At 70.1% G+C, this 20,780-nt stretch carries 24 protein-coding genes and 1 tRNA gene; 17 read left to right on the top strand and 8 right to left on the bottom strand.

The annotated features are described in order from the left end of the window. Positions 1-4 precede the first annotated feature (4 nt). From ACLF3G_RS24885 to ACLF3G_RS24870, 4 genes are read left to right on the top strand one after another with little or no spacing between them, the layout of a single operon-like run. Positions 5-1,210: an ABC transporter substrate-binding protein gene (locus ACLF3G_RS24885; protein WP_430672095.1), complete on the top strand. Its 1,206-nt coding sequence runs from the start codon at positions 5-7 to the stop codon at positions 1,208-1,210. 10 nt (positions 1,211-1,220) lie between these two features. Further along, the gene (locus ACLF3G_RS24880) at positions 1,221-2,093 is read left to right on the top strand and encodes a branched-chain amino acid ABC transporter permease (protein ID WP_430672094.1); all 873 of its coding nucleotides are present in this window, start codon (positions 1,221-1,223) and stop codon (positions 2,091-2,093) included. Further along, on the top strand, positions 2,093-2,995 hold the full coding sequence (locus ACLF3G_RS24875) for a branched-chain amino acid ABC transporter permease (RefSeq protein ID WP_430672093.1): 903 nt from the start codon (positions 2,093-2,095) through the stop codon (positions 2,993-2,995). Before ACLF3G_RS24880 ends, ACLF3G_RS24875 begins: the two co-directional genes overlap by 1 nt. Beyond that, positions 2,992-3,486 (top strand): GAF domain-containing protein, encoded by a 495-nt coding sequence (locus ACLF3G_RS24870; RefSeq protein WP_430672092.1) that lies wholly within the window; start codon positions 2,992-2,994, stop codon positions 3,484-3,486. Before ACLF3G_RS24875 ends, ACLF3G_RS24870 begins: the two co-directional genes overlap by 4 nt. A gap of 22 nt (positions 3,487-3,508) precedes the next feature. On the opposite strand, the gene glpD is transcribed toward ACLF3G_RS24870, so the two are convergent. The 4 genes from glpD to ACLF3G_RS24850 are packed head-to-tail and all read right to left on the bottom strand — an operon-like array spanning position 3,509 to position 8,061. Beyond that, entirely contained in the window at positions 3,509-5,050 is a 1,542-nt protein-coding gene (gene glpD / locus ACLF3G_RS24865; protein ID WP_430672091.1) for a glycerol-3-phosphate dehydrogenase, read from the bottom strand. Between the two features lie 52 nt (positions 5,051-5,102). Beyond that, positions 5,103-5,894 (bottom strand): DUF547 domain-containing protein, encoded by a 792-nt coding sequence (locus ACLF3G_RS24860; protein WP_430672090.1) that lies wholly within the window; start codon positions 5,892-5,894, stop codon positions 5,103-5,105. Then, positions 5,891-6,601: a TVP38/TMEM64 family protein gene (locus ACLF3G_RS24855; RefSeq protein ID WP_430672089.1), complete on the bottom strand. Its 711-nt coding sequence runs from the start codon at positions 6,599-6,601 to the stop codon at positions 5,891-5,893. The genes ACLF3G_RS24860 and ACLF3G_RS24855 overlap by 4 nt, the downstream gene beginning before the upstream one ends. Further along, positions 6,598-8,061: a dihydrolipoyl dehydrogenase family protein gene (locus ACLF3G_RS24850; RefSeq protein WP_430672088.1), complete on the bottom strand. Its 1,464-nt coding sequence runs from the start codon at positions 8,059-8,061 to the stop codon at positions 6,598-6,600. The genes ACLF3G_RS24855 and ACLF3G_RS24850 overlap by 4 nt, the downstream gene beginning before the upstream one ends. 105 nt (positions 8,062-8,166) lie before the next feature. Between ACLF3G_RS24850 and ACLF3G_RS24845 the strand changes: the two genes are divergently transcribed. The 10 genes from ACLF3G_RS24845 to ACLF3G_RS24800 all read left to right on the top strand — a co-directional run bounded on the left by ACLF3G_RS24845 (position 8,167) and on the right by ACLF3G_RS24800 (position 17,116). Further along, positions 8,167-8,853 (top strand): GntR family transcriptional regulator, encoded by a 687-nt coding sequence (locus ACLF3G_RS24845; RefSeq protein WP_430672087.1) that lies wholly within the window; start codon positions 8,167-8,169, stop codon positions 8,851-8,853. Next, entirely contained in the window at positions 8,844-9,935 is a 1,092-nt protein-coding gene (locus ACLF3G_RS24840; protein WP_430672086.1) for an isocitrate/isopropylmalate dehydrogenase family protein, read from the top strand. Before ACLF3G_RS24845 ends, ACLF3G_RS24840 begins: the two co-directional genes overlap by 10 nt. After that, positions 9,932-10,945 (top strand): Gfo/Idh/MocA family protein, encoded by a 1,014-nt coding sequence (locus ACLF3G_RS24835; protein ID WP_430672085.1) that lies wholly within the window; start codon positions 9,932-9,934, stop codon positions 10,943-10,945. The genes ACLF3G_RS24840 and ACLF3G_RS24835 overlap by 4 nt, the downstream gene beginning before the upstream one ends. Before the next feature lie 32 nt (positions 10,946-10,977). Then, positions 10,978-11,991 (top strand): TRAP transporter substrate-binding protein, encoded by a 1,014-nt coding sequence (locus ACLF3G_RS24830; RefSeq protein ID WP_430672084.1) that lies wholly within the window; start codon positions 10,978-10,980, stop codon positions 11,989-11,991. A 3-nt stretch (positions 11,992-11,994) separates the two neighbouring features. After that, complete coding sequence (locus ACLF3G_RS24825) at positions 11,995-12,477, top strand: TRAP transporter small permease (protein WP_430672083.1); 483 nt, start codon at positions 11,995-11,997, stop codon at positions 12,475-12,477. Continuing rightward, positions 12,477-13,763 (top strand): TRAP transporter large permease, encoded by a 1,287-nt coding sequence (locus ACLF3G_RS24820; RefSeq protein WP_430672082.1) that lies wholly within the window; start codon positions 12,477-12,479, stop codon positions 13,761-13,763. The genes ACLF3G_RS24825 and ACLF3G_RS24820 overlap by 1 nt, the downstream gene beginning before the upstream one ends. Continuing rightward, entirely contained in the window at positions 13,751-14,740 is a 990-nt protein-coding gene (locus tag ACLF3G_RS24815) for an SMP-30/gluconolactonase/LRE family protein (RefSeq protein ID WP_430672081.1), read from the top strand. Before ACLF3G_RS24820 ends, ACLF3G_RS24815 begins: the two co-directional genes overlap by 13 nt. Before the next feature lie 69 nt (positions 14,741-14,809). Further along, the gene (locus ACLF3G_RS24810; protein ID WP_430672080.1) at positions 14,810-15,601 is read left to right on the top strand and encodes a class II glutamine amidotransferase; all 792 of its coding nucleotides are present in this window, start codon (positions 14,810-14,812) and stop codon (positions 15,599-15,601) included. Positions 15,602-15,708: 107 nt separating this feature from the next. Next, positions 15,709-16,017: a DUF302 domain-containing protein gene (locus tag ACLF3G_RS24805; RefSeq protein ID WP_430672079.1), complete on the top strand. Its 309-nt coding sequence runs from the start codon at positions 15,709-15,711 to the stop codon at positions 16,015-16,017. 1 nt (position 16,018) lies between these two features. Further along, complete coding sequence (locus ACLF3G_RS24800) at positions 16,019-17,116, top strand: YeeE/YedE thiosulfate transporter family protein (protein WP_430672078.1); 1,098 nt, start codon at positions 16,019-16,021, stop codon at positions 17,114-17,116. Positions 17,117-17,142: 26 nt separating this feature from the next. Here the strand turns inward: ACLF3G_RS24800 and ACLF3G_RS24795 are convergent, their stop codons facing one another. Next, complete coding sequence (locus ACLF3G_RS24795; protein ID WP_430672077.1) at positions 17,143-17,574, bottom strand: hypothetical protein; 432 nt, start codon at positions 17,572-17,574, stop codon at positions 17,143-17,145. Between ACLF3G_RS24795 and ACLF3G_RS24790 the strand changes: the two genes are divergently transcribed. Further along, the gene (locus tag ACLF3G_RS24790) at positions 17,482-18,015 is read left to right on the top strand and encodes a sterol desaturase family protein (RefSeq protein ID WP_430672129.1); all 534 of its coding nucleotides are present in this window, start codon (positions 17,482-17,484) and stop codon (positions 18,013-18,015) included. The two genes, ACLF3G_RS24795 and ACLF3G_RS24790, sit on opposite strands and share 93 nt — an antisense overlap. Here the strand turns inward: ACLF3G_RS24790 and ACLF3G_RS24785 are convergent. The 3 genes from ACLF3G_RS24785 to ACLF3G_RS24775 form a co-directional block, all read right to left on the bottom strand. Beyond that, positions 17,975-18,050, bottom strand: a tRNA-Glu gene (locus ACLF3G_RS24785). The two genes, ACLF3G_RS24790 and ACLF3G_RS24785, sit on opposite strands and share 41 nt — an antisense overlap. A gap of 41 nt (positions 18,051-18,091) precedes the next feature. After that, the gene (locus tag ACLF3G_RS24780; RefSeq protein WP_430672076.1) at positions 18,092-18,289 is read right to left on the bottom strand and encodes a DUF2256 domain-containing protein; all 198 of its coding nucleotides are present in this window, start codon (positions 18,287-18,289) and stop codon (positions 18,092-18,094) included. Then, complete coding sequence (locus ACLF3G_RS24775) at positions 18,289-18,570, bottom strand: DUF6476 family protein (protein ID WP_430672075.1); 282 nt, start codon at positions 18,568-18,570, stop codon at positions 18,289-18,291. The genes ACLF3G_RS24780 and ACLF3G_RS24775 overlap by 1 nt, the downstream gene beginning before the upstream one ends. Before the next feature lie 37 nt (positions 18,571-18,607). On the opposite strand from ACLF3G_RS24775, the gene ACLF3G_RS24770 reads away from it, so the two are divergent. Both ACLF3G_RS24770 and rpoH read left to right on the top strand, forming a co-directional pair. Next, on the top strand, positions 18,608-19,585 hold the full coding sequence (locus ACLF3G_RS24770; RefSeq protein WP_430672074.1) for an RluA family pseudouridine synthase: 978 nt from the start codon (positions 18,608-18,610) through the stop codon (positions 19,583-19,585). A 274-nt stretch (positions 19,586-19,859) separates the two neighbouring features. Next, complete coding sequence (gene rpoH, locus ACLF3G_RS24765) at positions 19,860-20,744, top strand: RNA polymerase sigma factor RpoH (RefSeq protein WP_430672073.1); 885 nt, start codon at positions 19,860-19,862, stop codon at positions 20,742-20,744. Positions 20,745-20,780 lie beyond the last annotated feature (36 nt).

Raw genomic sequence — 20,780 nt, 5'->3', positions numbered from 1 at the left:
AGAAATGACAGGCATCACAATCGGGCGCCGCGGCGCCCTGCTCGGCGCGGCGGGCGCCGTTTCCAGCTTCGCCATCGGCGGCAAGGCGTTCTCCCAGTCCAACCCGGTGGTGTTCGGCGCGCTGCCGCCGCTGACCGGCGCCGGCGGGCCCTATGGCCCGGCCATGCTGCGTGCCATCCAGGGCGTGGTCGAACAGGCCAACGCCGCCGGTGGCATCAAGGGCCGCCAGATCCGCCTGGTGTTCGAGGACGACCAGACCAATCCGGATGCCGGCGTGCGTGGCGCGCGGAAGCTGATCGACGTGGACCGCGTCTCGGCGCTGATGGGCACCTGGGCGTCCTCCGTCACCACCGCGGTCGCGCCGCTGTGCTGGGAGAACCGGGTGCCGCTGTTCACCGTCTCGGGTGCCGACAGCATCACGCTGCTGCCGCACCAGGGCCACATCTTCCGCACCCAGCCGAACAGCCGCCTGCAGATCGAGACGGCGAGCAACTGGCTGATCGGCAAGGGTGCCAAGCGCGTCTTCCACATGGCCGCGCAAAGCCCCTTCGCGCAATCGAGCCAGGACGTGATGACCGAGCGCTTCCGGGCCGGTGGCGGCGCCGTCTCCGGCTTCATCGTCTATGAGCGGGAGAAGACGGCCTTCCGGTCGGAGGTCGACCAAATCATGCGCAGCCGCTCCGACACCGTGATGCTGAACGGCTACCTGCCGGACGTGACGATCCTGCTGCGGGAGTTGTTCCGTGCCGGCTTCGACGGCCGCCGCTTCACCTTCGCCTATGCCGCGCCGCCCAGCGTCTTCCAGTCGCTGCCGAACGAGGTGACCAACGGGCTGACCACCTTCCAGCCGAGCCCCGACCTCGACAGCCCCGCCTTCAACCGCCTGAAGGCGGCGTTCGGCAATGCCGAGGTCGATCCCTACTCCGCGCAGGTGCACGACCACGCCAGCATGGCGATCCTGGCCGCGGCGCAAGCCGGCGAGGTGACGGGCACCGCGATCCGCGACAACGTCCGCAAGATTTGCCAGGGCGACGGGGAGAAGGTGGACAACGTGACGGACGGGCTGCGCCTGATCGCCGCCGGTCGCGCGGTGAACTTCGAGGGTGCCTCCGGCCCCTGCGAGTTCGACGAGCGCGGCGACATCCGCGGCACGAAGTTCCGCTACGACATCGCGGAGGGCGGCCGGTTCCGGATGCTCGAACTGGCGTAATGCCGGCCCGATGATGGAAGACTGGCGTGACCTCGCGCAGGTTCTGCTGAATGGGGTCATGGCGGGCAGCGTGCTGATGCTGCCCGCCATCGGCTTCAACTGCATCTTTGCCGTGCTGCGGTACCCGAACTTCGCCATCGCCGGCTTCGCCACCGTCGGCGCCTTCGCCGGCTGGGTGGCGAACGTGGTCTATGGCTGGCCGGTGGGGCTGGCGCTGCCGCTGGCCTTCCTGGTGGCGGGGCTGGTGTCCCTGACGGCGGAGGAGATTGCCTTCCGGCCGCTGCGCCCGGCCGGGCCGCTGACCGTCGCCATCGCCTCCGTCGCCATGACCATCCTGCTGGAGAACGTCATCCGCTTCGGCTTCGGCAACGACCTGCGCGGCTACGACCTGCCGATCCTGCGCGACTGGCGGTTCGACGGCATCCGGGTGAACCCGCAGCAACTGACGAATACAGGCTATGCCATCGTCGCGGCGGGGGGGCTGTTCCTGCTGCTGGGGTTTTCGCGACTGGGCCGCGCGATGCGGGCGGTCGCGGATAATCCGGTGCTGGCGGATATTAAGGGCGTCGATCCCAACCGCATCGCGCGCGTCGCCGTGTTCATCGGCGGCGGGCTGGCCGGCTGCGGCGGCATGCTGATCGGCATCGATACCTCGATCGACCCGCTGACCGGGTTCCGCGTGGTGCTGTCCGTGTTTGCCGCGGCGGTGGTGGGCGGACTTGGATCGATCCCCGGCGCGGCGCTGGGGGCAATGGTGGTCGGCGTAGGCGAGGAATTCGCCGGCGTGCTGCTCTCGCCCGCCTACCGCACCGTCACCGCCTTCCTGGCCATCCTGCTGGTGCTGATGTTTCGCCCGCAGGGCCTGCTCGGGGCACGAAGCTGATGGATGCCTACCTGGTCGCCATGCTGGTCTTCGCCGGCATCTATGCGCTGATGGCACTGGGGCTGAACGTGATCTGGGGGCTGACCGGCATGGTCAACCTCGGGCTGGTCGGCTTCTTCGCGGTCGGCGCCTATGGCTCCGCCCTGCTGACCACGAAGCTGTTCTGGCCGATGCCCTTGGGCTGGGCGGCAGGCGCCGTGCTGGCGGCGGCGGCGGGCGGCATCATGGCCCTGATCGTGGCGCGGCTGCGCGGCGACTACCTTGCCATCGTCACACTCGGCTTCGCCGAGGTGATCCGCCTGGTCGCCGCCAACGAGATCTGGTTGACCAACGGCACGGACGGCATCTCCGGAATCCCGGGCCCCTGGCGCGGAGAGGTTTCGCCGCAGGACTTCAACCTGATCTACCTCGGCATCGTCTGGTCCGCCGTGGCGGTGGTCTTCGTGCTGCTGGCGCGGCTGTCGCATTCGCCCTTCGGCCGCGTGCTGCGCGCGATCCGGGAGGATGAGGACATCGCCGCCGTCGCCGGAAAGCCGGTGCTGTGGTTCAAGGTCCGCGCCTTCACCATCGGCGCCGCGGTGCTCGGCGGGGCCGGCGCGCTGTATGCGCATTGCAACGCGTATATCGCCCCCGATGGCTTCGCGCCGCTGCTGACCATCTACATCGTCCTGGCGCTGACCGCAGGCGGCGTTGGCGCGATGCGCGGCGCGATCATCGGTGCGCTGTTCGTTATCGCGTTGCTTGAAGGCACCCGCTTTCTGTCCGCCACCATCCCCGGCGTCAGCCCGGTGCAGAAGGCGGCATTGCGCGAAGGCGCGATTGCGCTGAGCCTGATCCTGCTGCTGCGCTTCCGGCCGCAGGGCCTGATCCCCGAGAAAACCCGTACCAAGGCGACCCCATGAACCGGCCTGCTCCCGACTATACCCCCGTCGTCGCCGCCAGCGCCGCGCCCGGCCAGCCGCAGGCTCTGTTCGCCGCGCTCGATGCCGCCATGGGCCACGCCATCGGCCACAAGCTGTTCACCATCCTGGTGATCCATCCCGGCGCCCAGGAAAGCCAGCGCTATTACTCCAACATGCCGGACGAATACCCGGTCGGCGGCCGCAAGCCGATCAACCCGACGCACTGGTTCCAGAAGGTGCTGGGCGACGGCGTGCCCTATATCGGCCGCGACTATGCCGACATCACCGATGTCTTCTACGACCATGAGCTGATCCGCAGCCTCGGCTGCGAAAGCGTGCTGAACGTGCCGGTGCGCTGGAACGGCAGCAGCATCGGCACCATCAACCTGCTGCACCAGGCCGGCTGGTATGAGGAGGGCGACATCGCCACCGCGCAGCACTTCGCGGCGCTCGCGGTGCCGGGCGTGATGCAGGTGATCGCGCAGGGGTAGCCATGGCCGCTGTCGCGGCCTGTCAGCCCCCGGCGCCAGGGCTGATGGCCGCCACGGCGCCCGGCCCTGGCGGCGCGCAGGCCGGGTTCCAGCCCATCGCCACCGCCACGGCCTCCCGCTGCGCCGGCGTCATGTGCAGGCCGAGGCGGGACCGGCGCCACAGCACGTCGTCCGCGGTCCGTGCCCATTCCTCCCGCACCAGCCAGTCGATCTCGCGCTGCGTCAGCCCCGCGCCGTAGTCGCGGCCAAGGTCCGCCAGCGAGGCGGCGTCGCCAAGCAGTGCTGCCGTCTCCGACCCGTAGGCCCGCAGCAGCCGGGCGCGCAGCGGCGCGGGCAGCCAGGGGAATCGAGTGGCGAAGTCGGCCTCGTAGCCCGGCAGGTCGCGGCCGCCGAACTCGCCACCGGGCAGCGGCTGGTTGCCGGTCCAGGGTGGCGCCTCCCGCCCCAGCGCCTTGCCGATCCGCTCCACCGCTTCCTCCGCCAGCCGGCGGTACGTCGTGATCTTGCCGCCATAGATGCTGAGCAGCGGCGCCGCCGCCTCGTCCAGCTTCAGCACATAGTCGCGCGTGATGGCGGAGGGGTCGTCCGAGCCATCGTCGTAGAGCGGACGGACCCCGGAGTAGGACCAGACCACCTGGTCCGGCGTGACAGGCTTGCGGAACTGGCGGGAGACCGCGGCGCAGAGATAGGCCGCTTCCTCCGGCGTGCAGTGCGCGGTCGCGGCGTCGCCCTCATGCGGCACGTCGGTGGTGCCGACCAGGGAGAAGCGGCCCTGGTAGGGGATGACGAAGACCACGCGGCGGTCGTCGTTCTGCAGGATGTAGGCTTGCTCGCCCTCGTAAAGCGCCGGCAGCACGATGTGGCTGCCGCGGATCAGGCGCACGCTGCCGGCCCGCTTGGCCTGCGCGGAATCCTGCGCCGCCAGCACCCAGGGGCCGGCGGCGTTGACCAGGGCACGGCAGCGCGGGGTGGTCTCGGCGCCGGCTTCGTCCCGCAGGCGCACATCCCAGCCGTCCGGCCGGCGATCGGCGCCAATGAAGGCGGTGCGGGTGCGGATCTCGGCGCCGCGGCGCTGCGCGTCCTTGGCGTTCAGCACCACCAGGCGCGAATCCTCGACCCAGCAATCCGAGTAGGCGAAGCCGTTGGCGATGGCCGGCGACAGTGGCGCGCCGAAGGGGTGCCTGCGGAAATCCAGGCTCTCCGCCCCCGGCAGGCTGACCCGGCGTGCCAGGTTGTCATACAGGAACAGGCCGGCGCGGATCAGCCAGCGCGGCCGCATCTCGGCGCGATGCGGCAGCACGAAGCGCATCGGCCAGACAATGTGGGGCGCGATGCGCAGCAGCACCTCGCGCTCCGCCAGCGCCTCCCGCACCAGGCGGAACTCGTAGTGTTCCAGGTAGCGCAACCCGCCATGCACCAGCTTGGAGGAGTTGGAGGAGGTGCCGCCGGCAAGGTCGCCGCGCTCCACCAGGCAGGTGGTCAGCCCGCGTCCCACCGCGTCGCGCGCGATGCCGGCGCCGTTGATGCCGCCGCCGATGACCAGCAGGTCGAATACTTGTGACATGGGTTTGTCATGTAAGGCGGCGGGGACGCTGGCAAGCCCCCGGAAGCGTGGTTCAGCCGATGGAGGCCACCGCGTCGTTCAACCCCCAGTCATAGGCATCCTCGGCGATCCGCGACTCCGGCCGCAGGCGGGCGGCCAGCGCCGGCGCGGCATGGCGGCGCAGATGCGCCACCACCCCGGCCTCCGTGCCGCCGAAATCCTCGCGGAACCAGGTGTAGAGGGAGGCGACGCGCAGCGACCCATCCGGCAGTACCGTGGCGCCGCGCGGGTGGTTCACATAGGCGGCGGCCGCCGTGGCGAGGTCGGCGGCCAGTGTCGCCACCCGCCAGCCGCGCGGCGGCAGGCTAGGGCAGCCGATGGAGGCGCAGTTCACGGCGTAGTGCACCAGCGGGTCACGGAATGTGGGGCGCATCACCTCATGCTCGATGTCGTCCAGCGACAGGCGGCGGCCCTCCACCGTCACCAGCCGGGTCCGCCACGGGCCGAACCAGCCCTTCGGGTCGAAAGGCACGCCGGTGGAGCGGATGTCTCGGATGGAGCGCACCGGATAGGCCTCCAGCACCACCTTCAGCGTCAGGGCGTTGTACAGGTTGGCCCAGAAGGCGAAGGACTCGTCCCGCGGCATGGAGGAGGGCCGGCGCGCGGCGGCCTCGCCGATCCAGGCCTGCAGCGCCGCGAAATCGGCCGGCGCGGCCTTCCAGGCGGCATAGCGCACCCGGTTCACGCCATCCGGATGCGGCACGACATGGCGGGCGAGCAGGGCATCCAGGGCCGGCTCCGCGGCCTGGGCGGCGGGGGCGAGGACGAGCGCGGGGGTGGCGAGCAGCAAGCGGCGGGTGATCATGCGCGGGCAAACCTCGCCTTGAGGGGGATGGCAGCCAGCGACAGGGCAGCCAGGCCCAGAAGCGCACCGAGGATCTGCGGCGTCAGCACCGACCGCACCTCGAACGCACCGCCCACGGTCAGCACATCGCCAAGGCCGGCGCCGGCCAGGCTGAACACGGCGGTCCCCGGCAGGATCCCGAACAGCGTGGTCAGCACATACACGGGCAGCCGCACGCCGACGAAGGCCGGCACCAGGTTGACCAGCCAGAACGGAAACAGCGGCACCAGCCGCAGCACGAGAAGGTAGGAGGCCGCGTTGCGCCGGATGCCCTCCGCCAGCTTCTGGGCGGTGGCGCCAAGCCGGTCCAGCGCATCGGCGCCGAAGATCGCGCGCGCGAACAGGAAGACCAACGTGGCGCCGAGCGTCGCGCCGATGACGGTCAGCGCGGTGCCCAGCGCGGCGCCGAACAGGAAGCCTCCGGCCAGCGTCAGGAACACAGCCCCAGGCAGGGAGAATGCCACAGCCGCCACATAGACCAGCACATAGGCCAGCCCGGTCAGCAGTGCATGGCGCGCCACCAGCCCCACCAGTGTTTCCCGGTGGGCCGCCAGCGTGTCGAGCGACAGGTGATCGGACAGGCCGGTGGCGCGGATCGCCAGGATCAGGGCGATCACGGCGAGCAGGATCCACAGGCGCCGGTCGGACAGGATTCGGGACAGGGTCACGGCAGCACCCTCTGGATCAGGCCGACTAGCCGGCGCGTGCGCGGCCCGAACAGGCTTGGCGTGTAGTAGCCGCCGGCAGCGCGCTTGGAGATCTCTGACATGGTCGGATAGGGCGCAAGCGAGGCGGCGATGGCGCCGATACCCAGCTTCTTCTGGATCGCAAGACCCCACATCCCGATCATCTCCCCGGCGCGCGGGGCCACGATGGTGGCGCCCAGGATGCGCCCGCGGCGGCCGAGCACGACCTTGATCAGCCCCTCCGTCGCCGCTTCCGCCTGCGCGCGGTCGTTGCCGGACAGCGGCCGCGTCAGCAGGGAGACTCGGTGGCCGGCCTGCCGTGCCTCGGCCTCGGTCAGGCCGACATGGGCAAGTTCGGGGTCGGCATAGGTCACCCAGGGCAGCGCGGCGTAATCGGTCTTCACCGGCAGGCCGAACAGCGCGGCGCGGATCACCAGCCCGGCGTGATAGCCGGCGACATGGGTGAATTGCGGGCCACCCGCGACATCGCCAATGGCGAAGACGCGGCGATTGCTGGTGCGCAGCCCGGCATCCACCGTGATGCCGCGCGGCGTCGCCTCGATGCCGGCCGCCTCCAGCCCGAGACCCACGATGTTCGGCTTGCGGCCGGCGGCGACCAGCAGGTGGCTGCCCTGGATCGGCGGCCGGCCCTCCAGCGTCAGTTCCACGCCGTTCCCGGCACGGTCGATGCGGGTGACGGCGGCCTTTTCCTCCAGGGCAATGCCCTCCCGCAGCAGGGCCGCGCGCAGGATGGCGACGGCCTCCGGCTCGTCCTTCGGCAGGATGTGCTCGCGTTCCACCAGGGTGACGGCGGCGCCGAGGCGGCGGAAGGCCTGCGCCATCTCGACACCGATCGGGCCGCCGCCGAGCACGACCAGATGGTTCGGCCGGTCGGTCAGGCCGAAGATCGTCTCGTTGGTCAGGAACGGCACGTCCGCCAGGCCCGGCACCGGCGGCACGGCGGCGGAGGAGCCGGTGGCGAGGATGAAGCGCCGTGCACGGATGCGCTGGCCGCCGGCCTCCAGTTCCTCCGGGCCGGTGAAATGCGCGGCGCTGCGCAGGACGGTGACGCCGAGGCCTTCGAACCGCTCCACCGAATCATGCGGCGCGATGGCCGCGATGACGCCGTGCACATGCGCGTGGATGGCCGCGAAATCGATGGCGGGTTCGTGGCCGTTGACGCCGAAGCGGCCGCCCTCGCGCACCGCCGAAGCGGCGTGCGCGGCGGCCAGCAGCGCCTTGGAGGGCACGCAGCCGGTGTTCAGACAGTCGCCGCCCATCAGGTGCTTCTCGACCAGCACGACGGAGGCACCCATCTGCACGGCGCCGGCGGCAACCGACAGGCCGGCGGAACCCGCGCCGATGATGCAAAGGTCGGCGTGCAGGGCTCCGCCGCGCAGTTCCGGGCGTCGTGCGGGCGGACCGTCCTTTGGGCTGGTCATCGGTCATCCTGTGGCTGCTGCGGGGGCTTCGCCACGGCGGCGAACACGGTTACGACGACCAGGACACCACTTGCCGCACGCAATAGCGTATGCGCTAATGCATGAGTGAACGCCCTCAAAGCCTCTCCCCCACGCCAGGTGACCGCCGCCGAGACCGCTTACCTGCGGCTGAAGGCGATGATCCTCGACAACCTGCTGCCCCCCGGCGAGCAGCGACTGGAGGCGGAACTCGCCGTCCAGCTCGGCCTGTCCCGCACCCCGGTGCGGGAGGCGATGCTGCGGTTGCAGCAGGACGGGCTGGTGACGGTGACGCCGCGCCACGGCATGCGCGTGCAGGCTATCTCGACCGCCGACATGCGCGACATCTACGACGTCCTGGAAAGCCTGGAGCCGACCGCGGCCGAACTGCTGGCCCGCCGCCGCCTGTCCGACCTCGCCCTGCGCCCGCTGGCGGAGGCCTGCGACGCGATGGAGGCGGCGATCGCCGCCGAGGACCGCACCGGCTGGGCGCGGGCGGACGAGGCCTTCCACCTCGGCCTCGCCGAAAGCTGCGGCAACCGGCGGCTGTCGGCCATGGTCATGCAGGTGTGGGACCAGTCCCACCGCGCGCGGATGTTCACGTTGAACATGCGCCCCCTGCCCGCCCGGTCCACCGCCGAGCACCGCGCGACGCTGGTCGCGATTCGCGCCGGGGACGCCGATGGCGCCCGCGAGTTGTACCGCCAGCACCGCCGCCGTGGCGGTGCCGAACTGATTGCCCTGATCGAACGGAGCGGCCTTGCATGGCTATGAACTCGAACGCCGTCCGCATCGCCGTGATGCCGGGGGACGGCATCGGCGTGGAAGTGACGGACGCCACCACGGCGGTGCTGGAGAAGCTGGTACGCCGGCACGGGCTCGGCCTGCGGACGGAAACGCTCGCCGCCGGCGCCTTCGTCTACAAGGAGACCGGCACGGCGATGTCGGAGGAGGTGTTCCGGCAGGCGGAAGCCTCCGATGCCGTCCTGCTCGGCGCCATGGGCTGGCCTGGCATCCGCTACCCCGATGGCACCGAGATCGCGCCGCAGCTCGACCTGCGGTTTCGCCTCGGCCTCTATGCCGGCGTGCGCCCGATCCGCGCCATCCCCGGCGTGCCGCTGGCGCTGCGTGATCCCCGCGCGGAAAAGATCGACCTGGTGATCCTGCGCGAGAGCACCGAGGGCCTGTTCTGGGCGCGCGGCCGCGGCGAGATGATCGAGGATCGCGAGGCGCGCGACACCATGGTCATAACCCGCGCCACCACCGAACGCCTGGCGCGCTTTTCCTTCCGCCTGGCGGAGCGCCGCGCCGAGCGACTGCGGCGGCCGCAGAAGGTGACGCTGGTGGACAAGGCGAACGTCTTCCTCAGCATGGCCTTCATGCGCCGCATCTTCGAGGAAGTGGCGACCGAGTTCCCCGGCGTACCCTCCGGCCACCACTACATCGACGCGATGGCGCTGGACCTGGTGCGGCGGCCCTGGGATTTCGACGTGCTGCCGATGGAGAACATGTTCGGCGACATTATCTCCGACCTCGGCGCCGGGCTGGTCGGCGGCATGGGCTACGCGCCCTCGGCCGATATCGGCGACACGCACGCCGTGTTCCAGCCGAGCCACGGCACCGGGCCGGACATCGCCGGCAAGGGCGTGGCGAACCCGACGGCGATGCTGCTGTCGGCCGCGTTGATGCTGGACTGGTTGGGCACGCGCGGCGCCGGGCAGGCGTGGTCCGATGCGGCGACGGAGCTGGAGGCGGCGGTGGATGCCGCCTTCGCCCAGGGCCTTCGCACAGCGGAGTTCGGCGGCGTCGGCACCATGGAGGTGGCGAAGGCCGTGGCGGCGCAGATCCCGGCATGAAGGTCGCCGTGATCGGGGCAGGCTACTTCGCGCAGTTCCACCACGATGCGTGGTCGCGGCTGCCGGTGGAGCTTGCCGCGATCTGCGACCGGGCCGGCGCCAAGGCGGAGGAAGCAGCGGCGCGCTTCCCGCCGGCCCGTGGCTTCACGGATGCGGCGGAGATGCTGGATGCGGTGCGGCCGGGGCTGGTCGATATCGTGACGCCGCCCGAAACCCATGCGGCGCTGGTGGGGCTGTGCACCACGCGCGGCATCCCGGTGATTTGCCAGAAGCCGCTGGCGCCGGACTACAAAACGGCATTGGCCATCGTGCGGCAGGCGGAGCAGGCCGGTAGTCCGCTGATCGTGCATGAGAATTTCCGGTTCATGCCATGGTTCGAAGAAGCCGCGCGGCTGGTGCGGGCCGGTGCCATTGGCGAGCCGCTGGACCTGTCCTTCCGCCTGCGCTCCGGGGACGGCCAGGGACCGGACGCCTACCTGTCCCGCCAGCCCTACTTCCGCACGATGCCGCGCTTCCTGGTGCATGAAACCATCATCCACCTGATCGACGTGTTCCGCCTGCTGTTCGGCGAGGTTGCCGGCGTGTTCGCGCGGCTGCGCACGCTGAACCCGGCCATCGTCGGCGAGGACGCGGCGACCGTGCTGTTCAGCTTCGCGGAGCCGCGCCGCAGCGGGATCGTCGACGGCAACCGCCTGATCGACCACCCGAGCGACGACCCGCGCATGACGAACGGCGTGCTGCTGGTGGAGGGCACCGGCGGGCAGCTGCGCCTGGATGGCCATGGCCGCCTGTTCCTGCGCCCGCATGGCGGTACGGAAGCCGAGCACGCCTACGCCTGGGAACGCCGCGGCTATGGCGGGGACTGCGTGTTCCGCCAGTCCCGCGCCGCGCTGGCGCATGTGGCGAAGCAGGCACCGGTGCCGAATACCGGCCGCGCCTGGCTACGCAACATGGAGATCGAGGAGGCCATCTACCGCTCCGCCGCGGAGGGTCGTCTCGTGCCTGTCTAGCCTGCCACGCAATAGAAGGGGAGGAAGCAACAATGGACCAGATCAGGACCACGCGGCGCATCGCGCTGCTCGGCACCGCGGGGCTGCTCGCGGCGCCCGCCATCGCAACGGCGCAGGGGCGTGTCCGCACACTGCGCCTGAACCACACGGACACCGACATCGGCGCACGGCAGGAAGCCGCCCTGCTGTTCGGGCGCCGCGTGCAGGAACTGACGGAGGGGCAGTACCGTGTGCAGGTGTTCCATTCGGGACAGCTCGCCAACGACGCGCGCAGCCTGGAACAGGTCGCGGTGGGGTCCATCGACCTCGCCATCACCGGCGTCGTCACCTACGCCACGCACACGCGCCCGCTGAACCTGATCGCGCTGCCCTACCTGGCGGAGAACTACCAGCAGGGCTGGCGGCTTTACGACGAAAGCCGCTTCATCGCGTCCCAGAAGCAGGCACTGATCGGCCGCGGCATGCGCATCGTGGGCGACTGGGAAGCCGGCTTCCGCTGCTTCTCCACCACCTTCGCCCTGCCCTCCCCGGCTGCGGTGCGCGGCCGCAAGCTGCGCATCGCGCCGGTCGACATGATCCGCTGGATCATGGAAAGTCAGGGCTGGAACCCGGTGGTGTTGCCGGTGACGGAAGTCTACCTCGCAATCCAGCAGGGCACGGTGGACGGCCAGGAAAACCCCATCGACACCATCTTCAGCCAGCGCTTCCACGAAGTCGCCAAGCACATCACGCTGTCCAACCACATCTACTCCCCGCTGTGGCTCTGTGCCTCGGAGCGCGTCTGGCAGTCGCTGCCGGAAAAGGCGCGCGAGGCGCTGATGCAGGCCGGGCGCGAAAGCGGCCAGCACAATCGCCAGCAGGTTGCGGCGAATGACGAGGCGCTGCTGCGGCAGATGACGGAAAAGGGCGCCACCATCGCGCGGCCGGAGCTCGGCCCGTGGCGTGATGCCTCGCAGGGCGCTATCGCGCGGGCCCGGCAGGAATACGGCCAGGAACAGGTGGACGCCTTCATGGCCGAAGCCGCCGCACTGCGCGCGCGGGCCTGAGGGATGCGCGCGCTCGACCGCGGCTGTGCCCTGCTCGGGCGCGCGCTGGATCTGTTCCTCGCCATCGGCGGTGGTGGCCTGTGCCTGGTGGTGCTGGTCAACGTCATCGCCCGCTACGTCTTCAACCTGTCGCTCGCCTGGGTGAACGAGATCGGCGAGTTCGTCTTCCTGTGGCTCACCTTCCTGGGTGGTGCGCGGGCGCTGCAACTTGGCGCGCATCTCTCGATCACGGAGATGGTGGATGCCGCCGGGCCCAGGCTGCGCCGGTTGCTCGGCTGGATCGCCGACGCCGCGGCGGCGGGCGTACTGGTCACGCTGCTGGTCTATGGCTGGAGCCTGTCGGCGCAGATGATGCAGCAGACGCTGTCGGTCACCTACATCCCGATGGGCCTGGCCTATGCCGCGATGCCGGTGGGATCGGTGCTCGGCCTGCTGTTCATCGCGCAGCGCCTGCTGTGCGGCCCGGTGCGGGAAAGGGCTGCCTGATGTCGCTGTTCCTGACGATCTTCGCGCTGTTCATGGCAATCGCCATGCTCGGCGTGCCGCTGGTCTGGGCGATGCTGATCGCGACCTTCGCCTACATGCAGATGTCGGACAACTTCTACGTGATGGAGGGCATGCTGCTGTCCTTCATCGGCGGCGTCGAGCCGTTCCACCTGCTCGCCGTGCCGATGTTCATCGTGGCCGGCGAGATCATGGTGGCCGGCGGCGTCGGCCGGCGGATGATCGACTTTGCCTCCAAGGCGCTCGGCTTCCTGCGTGGCGGGCTGGGCGTGGTGACGGTGTCCTCCTCCATGCTGTTCTCCGGTGTCTCGGGCTCCGCGGTCGCGGACAGCGCGGCGATCGGCTCCGTCATGATCCCGGGCATGAAGCAGCGCGGCTACACGAAGGAATTCGCCGCGGCACTGGTCGCGGTGGCCGGCACCATCGGCATCATCATCCCGCCTTCCATCCCGATGGTGATCTTCGCCTTCATGGGCAATGTCTCGGTGAAGGAGCTGTTCCTGGCCGGCTTCGTGCCCGGCCTGCTGTTCGGCGGCGCGCTGATCCTGTGGTGCATGCATGTCGGCAAATCCCGCGGCTGGGACCCGGGCGGGCAGCGTACTTCCGCCGACGAACTCATCACATCCTTCAAGGGCTGCATCCCGGCGCTGCTGTTTCCGGTGGTGATCCTGGGCGGCATCTTCGGCGGCGTGTTCACCCCGACGGAAGCCGCGGCCGTTGCGGTGTTCTACGCGCTGCTGGTCGGCCGCTTCGTCTATAACGAACTGGCGCTGGCCGATGTGCCGCGCATCCTGCGCGACAGCTTCATCACCTCCGCCACCGTCATGCTGGTCATCGGCGCCACCACCGCCTTTGCCTGGGTGATGACGATGGAGGGTGTGCCGATGGACCTGGTCGCGATCCTGCGCGCCTGGGACCTCGGCAAGTGGGAATTCCTGCTGGTGGTGAACATCGCGCTGCTGCTGCTCGGCATCTTCCTGGAGCCGGTGCCGGCGCTGATCCTGACGGCACCGCTGCTGCTGCCGGTGGCGCGCGACCTCGGGATCGACCCGGTGCATCTCGGGCTCATCATGGTGTGCAACCTGGCGATCGGGCTGTTCACGCCGCCGGTCGGTGGCACGCTGTTCGTCTCGGCGAAGATCGCCGATGCCCGCATGTGGGGCATCACCAAGGAGCTTGGCCCGATGTTCGCGCTGTGCTGCCTGGTGCTGGTGATCGTCACCTACTTCCCCGCCTTCGTCATGGCCCCCGTCGCATGGTTCCGCTGATGCAGATGCAGGATGTCTCCTTTCACGGCAGTGGGCTGGTGCGCCCGGAATGCGTGCTGGTGGCGCCGGACGGCGCGGTGTTCAGCGCGGATTTCCGGGGCGGCGTTGCAGCACTGGCGGCGGATGGATCGCACCGGCTCATCCGCGGCGAGACGGCGGAGCTGCCGGATGGGCTGAAGCCGAACGGCATCGCCTTCGAGCCGGATGGTGCCTTCATCCTGGCGCATCTCGGCAACGCAGAGGGCGGCGTGTTCCGGCTAGCGCGCGACGGCCAGGTGACCCCGCTGCTGCGCGAGGTCGATGGCGTAGCGCTGCCGCCGACGAACTACGCGGTGCGCGATGCCACAGGGCGGCTCTGGGCCACCGTCTCCACCCGCCTGTCGCCGCGGCACCTGGACTGGACGCCGCGCGCCTGCACCGGCTTCATCGTGCTGCAGGACGAGCGTGGCAGCCGCATCGTGGCGGATGGCCTGGGCTACACCAATGAGTGCATGCCCTCCCCCGATGGCCGCTACCTGTATGTGAACGAGACCTACACGCAGAAGCTGTCGCGGTTCCCGCTGCGCGCGGACGGCACGCTCGGCCCGAAGCAGGTGGTGGCGGAATTCGCAGCGGGTGAATATCCGGACGGCCTAGCCTTCGACGAGGAAGGCCAGGTCTGGGTCACCGCCATCGTCGCCAACCGCCTGCTGCGGGTGGACCCCACCACAGGCCGCGTCACCCGCCACCTCGATGCCGGCGTGCCCGAGCACATCGCGCGCATCGCGCGCGGCAGCGCCGCCGGTACGCTGGCGCCGCAGGACATGGCGGAGGCCGGCGGCAGCCCGCTCGCCAACGTCTCCTCCCTCGCCTTCGCCGGGCCGGGGCGGCGGGAAGCCTGGCTGGGCTGCCTGCTGGCGGACCGCATCATGCGCACGCCGATGCCGGTCGCCGGCCATCCGCCGCCGCATTGGGGATGGCCGCTACGCGGGGGCTGACTCCAGGCCTTGCTCCCGCCTCGGGGCGGTCGCAACCTGCGGCGTTGCCACCCTCCGGACCACGCCACGATGTGCCGCTTCCTCGCCTATCTCGGCGAACCGATCTTCCTGTCCGACCTGGTCTGCGCCCCAGCGCATTCGCTGATCCACCAATCCATGCATGCCGACGAGGGCAAGGCGCCGACCAATGGCGACGGCTTCGGCCTGGGCTGGTACGGCGAGCGGGAGGAACCCGGCCTGTACCGGGAGATCCGCCCGGCATGGTCGGATGAGAATTTGCGCTCGCTGTGCGAGCAGGTGCGCTCGCGCCTGTTCTTCGCGCATGTCCGCGCCTCGACCGGCACCTCCACCACCCGCGCCAACTGCCATCCCTTCGGCCTCGGCCGGCAGTTGTTCATGCACAACGGCCAGGTTGGCGACTATGCCCGCGTCAAGCGGCGGATCGAGGAGCTGATCCCCGACCGGCTGTACGAGCACCGCCTGGGCACCGGCGACACCGAGGCGATCTTCCTGGCCGCCATGGCGGATGGGCTTGCGGAGGACCCGGTCGGCGCCCTGTCCCGCACCCTCGGCCGCGTGCTGGCGCTGATGCGCCAGGCCGGCAGCACACAGCCGCTGCGCTTCGCCGCCGCGCAGAGCGATGGCACCACCCTGACCTGCTTCCGCTGGTCGTCGGACCACAGGCCCCCCTCGCTGTACTGGCGCCGCGTCGGCGGCAACGTGCTGGTGGTGTCGGAGCCGGTGGATGAGCGCAACGCCGGCTGGCAGCCAGTGGCGGCCAACCATGTGCTGGTGGCACGGCCCGGCGCGGCGGTGGAGGTTCAGCCCTTCATGGTCATGGTGCCGGGCGAGGTACCGTAACCTTGGCGGCGCTGGTGGCGACGCATCCGGCTGCGCCTTCATCCCGAGGAGGACCCCGCAATGTCGAAGCCGCCTCGCCCATCATGGCCGCACCGACGGGCAGGCTGATGCGCCGCCGCCTCCTTCTCGCCGCCGCCCGCGAGGTCGGCATGACGCTGCGGCCGCGCACCGTGCTGCTGTTCGGCAGCCCGCGCGCGGGCACGCCAGGCATGGCCGCCAACCCGACGCTGGCGCTGGACCTGCCGATGCGCATCCTGGTGTGGGAGGATGAGCAGGGCCGCACCTTCCTCACCCGCAGCACCGGCGCCGACCTCGCAGCGCGGGTCTTCGCGCGCCACGGCGTGACGGTTCCGCCGGAGGGCCAGCGCAACACCGAGACCTTCCTGGCAGGGCTGGTGCGCAAGGCGGCGGCTTAGCATGGCGGGCGCGCTCGCGGCCGCACCGCCGCGGGCGCACCTGCCGGGCCTGCTGCTGGGCGTCGTCGGAACGGCCCTCGCCGTGCTGGGCCTCGGCGACGCGGCGCTGCTGCCGTTGCTGGCAGTGGCGATGCTGCTGGGGGCGATGTTCGTGGTGCTGGACTACGGCTTCACCGGTGGCTTCCGCCGCCTGCTGGTGGACCGGGATGGCCGGACCCTCGGCGCCAGCTTCATCGTGCCGGCGGTGGCGGCGCTGGCGATCCTGCCGATTGGGACGCTGGTCGAGGGCTTTGGCCGCTTCGTCGCGCCGATCGGGCCGCCATTGGTGGTCGGCGCGGCGCTGTTCGGCATCGGCATGCAGATCGCCAGTGGCTGCGGTTCCGGCACGCTGGTCGCGATGGGACAGGGATCGCGCCGCATGTGGGTGGCGCTGCCGTTCTTCTGCCTGGGCGGCGTGCTGGGCAGCCTGGTGCTGCCGGCGGCGCTGCGCCTGCCGAACCTGGGCGCGGTCGACCTGCCGGCTGTGTTCGGAACCTGGGGCGGGCTTGCCGTGACGGAGGGCCTGCTGCTGGCGGGCGCGCTGCTGGTCCTGCGCGGGGCGCGGCCGCAGCGGGACAAGGTGCTGGCCGGACTCGCGGTCGGCGTCGTGGTGGTGTTGCTGTTCCTGGTCTCCGGGATGCCCTGGGGCATCACCATGGGGCTGACGCTGTGGGGCGGCCAGGCGGTGCAGGCGCTGGGCCTTGATCTGACGCGCTTCGAATTCTGGGCGGGCGGCTGGACGCGGGAGGCGCTGGAGGGCCCGTTGCTGGCCCTGCACGGTTCGTTGACCAACATCGGCCTGGTGCTCGGCGCCCTGCTGGCGGCGGCGGCGCAGGGGCGGCTGCGCCACGGCACGCCAATCGGCTGGCGCGGCGCGGCCGGCGCGGCGATCGGCGGTCTGCTGATGGGGGTGGGCGCCCGGCTGTCCTTCGGCTGCAATGTCGGCGCGTTCCTCGGCGGCGCGTCCTCCGGCAGCCTGCATGGCTTCGTCTGGGTCCTGGCGGCAATGCCGGGTTGCTGGGTCGGCATCCGGCTGCGGCCGCTGTTCGGCTTGCGCTGAGCCGGCAGCGTCAGCCAAACCTCGCATTAAGCCGCCGGACGCGCAGCATGGATGCCCTGCTCACCAACGAGCCCCTGATCCGCCTCGGCGTCTTCGCCGGCGTGCTGGCCGTGATGGCGGGGTTGGAAGCAGGCCTGCCGCGCCGGGCACGCGCCTTCGCTCGGCTGCGGCGCTGGCCGAGCAACCTTGGCGTAGTCGCCCTTGACGCGCTGGTCGTCCGCTTTCTCTTCCCGACCGCGGCGGTCGGCGTCGCCCTGGCGGTGGAGGCTCAGGGCTTTGGCCTGCTGCCCTGGATGAACCTGCCGCAGCCAATGGCGGTGCTGGTGGCGGTGGTCCTGCTCGACCTCGCCATCTACCTCCAGCACGTGCTGTTCCACGCCGTGCCGGCGCTGTGGCGCCTGCATCGCATGCACCATGCGGATCTCGACTTCGACGTGACGACGGGGCTGCGCTTCCACCCTGTCGAGATCATCCTGTCCACGATCATCAAGCTCATGGTGGTGGTGGCGCTGGGCGCGCCCGCCGTCGCGGTGCTGGTCTTCGAGGTGCTGCTGAACGCGAGTTCAATGTTCAACCACGCCAACCTGCGCCTGCCCGCCTGGCTCGACCGCGGGCTGCGCCTGGTTGTGGTGACACCGGACATGCACCGGGTGCACCATTCCGTCTTGCCGCAGGAAACCGACAGCAACTTCGGCTTCAACCTGGCATTCTGGGACCGGCTTTTCGGCACCTACCGCGCGCAGCCAGCCGCGGGGCACGCGGCGATGACGGTGGGAATCGCGCAATTCCGCGATCCACGCGAATTGCGGATCGACCGCATGTTGACGCAGCCACTGCGTGAGCGCGATCGAGAGTCGATGGCGTCCCCTAGGGGATTCGAACCCCTGTTACCGCCGTGAGAGGGCGGTGTCCTAGGCCTCTAGACGAAGGGGACCCAGACAACCCGCGACGTTGGAACGTCGCGAGGCGGGCTGATTAGCGCCCCCGGGCCGCCGGATCAAGACGCCCCTTGGCGGTTTTCTCGGCCAGCGCCACATCGCGGCGGCCGCTGCGGCAGGCGTCGGAGCAGAAGCGGACCTGGTCCCAGTCCCGCGCCCATTTCCGGCGCCAGGCGAAGGGCCGGGCGCAGGCGGCGCAGATCTTCTCGGGCAGCGTCGCCTTGTTGTGCGCCATCAATCGGCGGCCCGCACTTCGCCGACCACCCGGCTGCGCCGCGCATCCAGCAGCAGCACGCGTTCCGTGCCATCCGGTCGCGCCACCAGCACCGCGAGTCGGCCCTCAACCGTCGCCAGCGACAGCATCCGCGTCCCCGCCGGCTGCCCGAGCGAGGCCGGCGGCAGCGCCACTTCGCCCGCCGCACCACCGAGGCGCTGGACGAGGACGAAAACCAGGCCCACCGTGCCGAGCACGATCAGAACCCCCATAACGCCAACCAACCATTTGAGCGCCGCCACGCAAACTCCCCTTTCCGCCGATGCACAGGACCATCCCTTGGGCGAAACCCGCGAAATCCTCGCCCCGCCCGAGGCTGCCGGCCTGCGCGCCGACCGCTTCCTGACGGATGCGATAGGCGGGCTGTCGCGGTCCCGGGTCAAGGCTCTCATTGAGGCCGGCCAGGCCAGCCGGGCTGGCGTGCGGGTGCACGACCCGGCGGAGCCGGTGCGGCCGGGCGAATTGTACGCCCTGCACCTGCCACCGCCGGAAGATGCGGTGCCGCAACCGCAGGACATCCCGCTGACGGTGCTGTTCGAGGACCGGCACCTGATCGTTCTGGACAAGCCCGCGGGCCTTGTCGTGCACCCCGCCCCCGGCAACCGGGACGGCACCTTGGTGAATGCCGTGCTGGCCCATGCGGCTGAGGATCTGACGGGAATCGGCGGGGAGAAGCGGCCGGGCATCGTCCACCGGCTGGACAAGGACACCTCCGGCGTCATGGTCGTCGCGAAGTCGGAGCGGGCGCACACGGCGCTGTCCGAAGCCTTCGCCGCGCGCGACCTGGACCGGGAATACCTCGCCCTGGTCTGGGGCCTGCCGGCACCGGCGGCCGGCGAGATCGAGGGGGACATCGGCCGCCACCCGATGGACCGCAAGCGGATGGCGGTGGTGGCGCGCAACGGCAAGCACGCGCTGACCCGCTACCGCACCGAACGCGGCTTCGGCGCTGCCTGCGCCTTGCTGCGCTGCCGGCTGGCGACCGGGCGGACCCACCAGATCCGCGTCCACCTGGCGCATCTGGGCCACCCGCTGGTCGGCGACCCTGTGTATCTGCGCCGCACCCCTGCCGCCGCGCGTAACCTTCCCGAGGCCCCGCGCGAAGCACTCCTCGCATTCCCCAGGCAGGCGCTGCATGCGGCAACCCTGGGCTTTCGCCATCCGGTAACGGGTGAGGCGCTATCCTTCTCGGCGGAATTGCCGCCCGATATGATTGCGCTGCTGCGGCTTCTGGAGGCGGGTGTTACAGCGAGGTAACCAAACGTAAACCTACCTTGCAGGTCGGGTTTCTCTTGATCCCGGCCTGGATTGGTCCTAGAAAAGCGTCAAGCCAGAATCGGTCGGGTGCCGCTTCGCACCCTCGCTCCTCGGATTTCAAGATCCGGAACGAGAGCGCCCACCATGCCTCACGCCGTCGTGACCGGGGTGTCCATGGAAAGGGAGGGCCCGGTCGACGTTGGCAGAACAGCACAGCCGCCACGGGCTCCGCCGTCACGGGGGGCACCAGGCGACGAAGGAGGCAGTTCTCATCATGGCTTCCACCATGTCCATCCCGATGGCGCCCGAGGGCAACCTGTCCCGGTACCTTCAGGAAATTCGCAAGTTCCCGATGCTGACGCCGGATGAGGAGTACAACCTCTCCAAGCGCTGGAAGGACGAGGGTGACGAGCCCTCCGCCCATCGTCTGGTCACGTCGCATCTTCGCCTGGTTGCCAAGATCGCCATGGGCTATCGCGGTTACGGCCTGCCGGTCGGCGAGCTGATCTCCGAAGGCAATGTCGGCATGATGCAGGCCGTCAAGCGCTTCGACCCGGACCGTGGCTTCCGCCTGGCGACCTACGCCATGTGGTGGATCCGTGCCGCGATCCAGGAGTACATCCTGCACAGCTGGTCTCTGGTGAAGATGGGGACGACGGCTGCACAGAAGAAGCTGTTCTTCAACCTCCGCCGGCTGAAGGGCCAGATGGCGGCGCTGGAGGAAGGCGACCTGAAGCCGGAGCAGGTGGAGAAGATCGCCCGTGTCCTGGCCGTGCCGGAAGCCGACGTCATCTCCATGAACCGCCGCCTCGCCTCGCCCGACAACAGCCTGAACGCGCCGGTTCGCGCGGACAGTGATGGCGAGTGGCAGGATTGGCTGGTGGATGACGGCGAGAGCCAGGAAACCGAGCTGGCCGAGCGGGAGGACATGACCAACCGCCGCGAGCTGCTCGGCGAGGCGCTGAAGACGCTGAATGATCGGGAGCGCCACATCCTGATCGAGCGGCGCCTGAAGGACGAGCCGACCACGCTCGAGGAGCTGTCGCAGCAGTACAACATCAGCCGCGAGCGCGTGCGCCAGATCGAGGTCCGCGCCTTCGAGAAGCTGCAGAAGAGCATGAAGACACAGATTGTGGAGCGCCGCCTCGGCGTCGCCTGATGCTGTCAGCCTGAAGCTTGGAAGGGGCGTTCACCG

Source organism: Falsiroseomonas sp. HC035 (assembly GCF_050563525.1).
In the GTDB taxonomy this organism is placed as follows: Bacteria; Pseudomonadota; Alphaproteobacteria; order Acetobacterales; family Acetobacteraceae; genus Falsiroseomonas.
Note: the sequence above shows the minus strand (reverse complement) of the source record. Positions and strands in the feature narration are given on the sequence as shown.

Bases quoted from the DNA above. Each gene is read 5' to 3' on its own strand.
- ACLF3G_RS24885 (WP_430672095.1), top strand. From the start codon at position 5: ATGACAGGCATCACAATCGGGCGCCGCGGCGCCCTGCTCGGCGCGGCG.
- ACLF3G_RS24880 (WP_430672094.1), top strand. From the start codon at position 1,221: ATGATGGAAGACTGGCGTGACCTCGCGCAGGTTCTGCTGAATGGGGTC.
- ACLF3G_RS24875 (WP_430672093.1), top strand. From the start codon at position 2,093: ATGGATGCCTACCTGGTCGCCATGCTGGTCTTCGCCGGCATCTATGCG.
- ACLF3G_RS24870 (WP_430672092.1), top strand. From the start codon at position 2,992: ATGAACCGGCCTGCTCCCGACTATACCCCCGTCGTCGCCGCCAGCGCC.
- glpD (WP_430672091.1), bottom strand. From the start codon at position 5,050: ATGTCACAAGTATTCGACCTGCTGGTCATCGGCGGCGGCATCAACGGC.
- ACLF3G_RS24860 (WP_430672090.1), bottom strand. From the start codon at position 5,894: ATGATCACCCGCCGCTTGCTGCTCGCCACCCCCGCGCTCGTCCTCGCC.
- ACLF3G_RS24850 (WP_430672088.1), bottom strand. From the start codon at position 8,061: ATGACCAGCCCAAAGGACGGTCCGCCCGCACGACGCCCGGAACTGCGC.
- ACLF3G_RS24840 (WP_430672086.1), top strand. From the start codon at position 8,844: ATGGCTATGAACTCGAACGCCGTCCGCATCGCCGTGATGCCGGGGGAC.
- ACLF3G_RS24835 (WP_430672085.1), top strand. From the start codon at position 9,932: ATGAAGGTCGCCGTGATCGGGGCAGGCTACTTCGCGCAGTTCCACCAC.
- ACLF3G_RS24830 (WP_430672084.1), top strand. From the start codon at position 10,978: ATGGACCAGATCAGGACCACGCGGCGCATCGCGCTGCTCGGCACCGCG.
- ACLF3G_RS24825 (WP_430672083.1), top strand. From the start codon at position 11,995: ATGCGCGCGCTCGACCGCGGCTGTGCCCTGCTCGGGCGCGCGCTGGAT.
- ACLF3G_RS24820 (WP_430672082.1), top strand. From the start codon at position 12,477: ATGTCGCTGTTCCTGACGATCTTCGCGCTGTTCATGGCAATCGCCATG.
- ACLF3G_RS24815 (WP_430672081.1), top strand. From the start codon at position 13,751: ATGGTTCCGCTGATGCAGATGCAGGATGTCTCCTTTCACGGCAGTGGG.
- ACLF3G_RS24810 (WP_430672080.1), top strand. From the start codon at position 14,810: ATGTGCCGCTTCCTCGCCTATCTCGGCGAACCGATCTTCCTGTCCGAC.
- ACLF3G_RS24805 (WP_430672079.1), top strand. From the start codon at position 15,709: ATGCGCCGCCGCCTCCTTCTCGCCGCCGCCCGCGAGGTCGGCATGACG.
- ACLF3G_RS24800 (WP_430672078.1), top strand. From the start codon at position 16,019: ATGGCGGGCGCGCTCGCGGCCGCACCGCCGCGGGCGCACCTGCCGGGC.
- ACLF3G_RS24780 (WP_430672076.1), bottom strand. From the start codon at position 18,289: ATGGCGCACAACAAGGCGACGCTGCCCGAGAAGATCTGCGCCGCCTGC.
- rpoH (WP_430672073.1), top strand. From the start codon at position 19,860: ATGGCTTCCACCATGTCCATCCCGATGGCGCCCGAGGGCAACCTGTCC.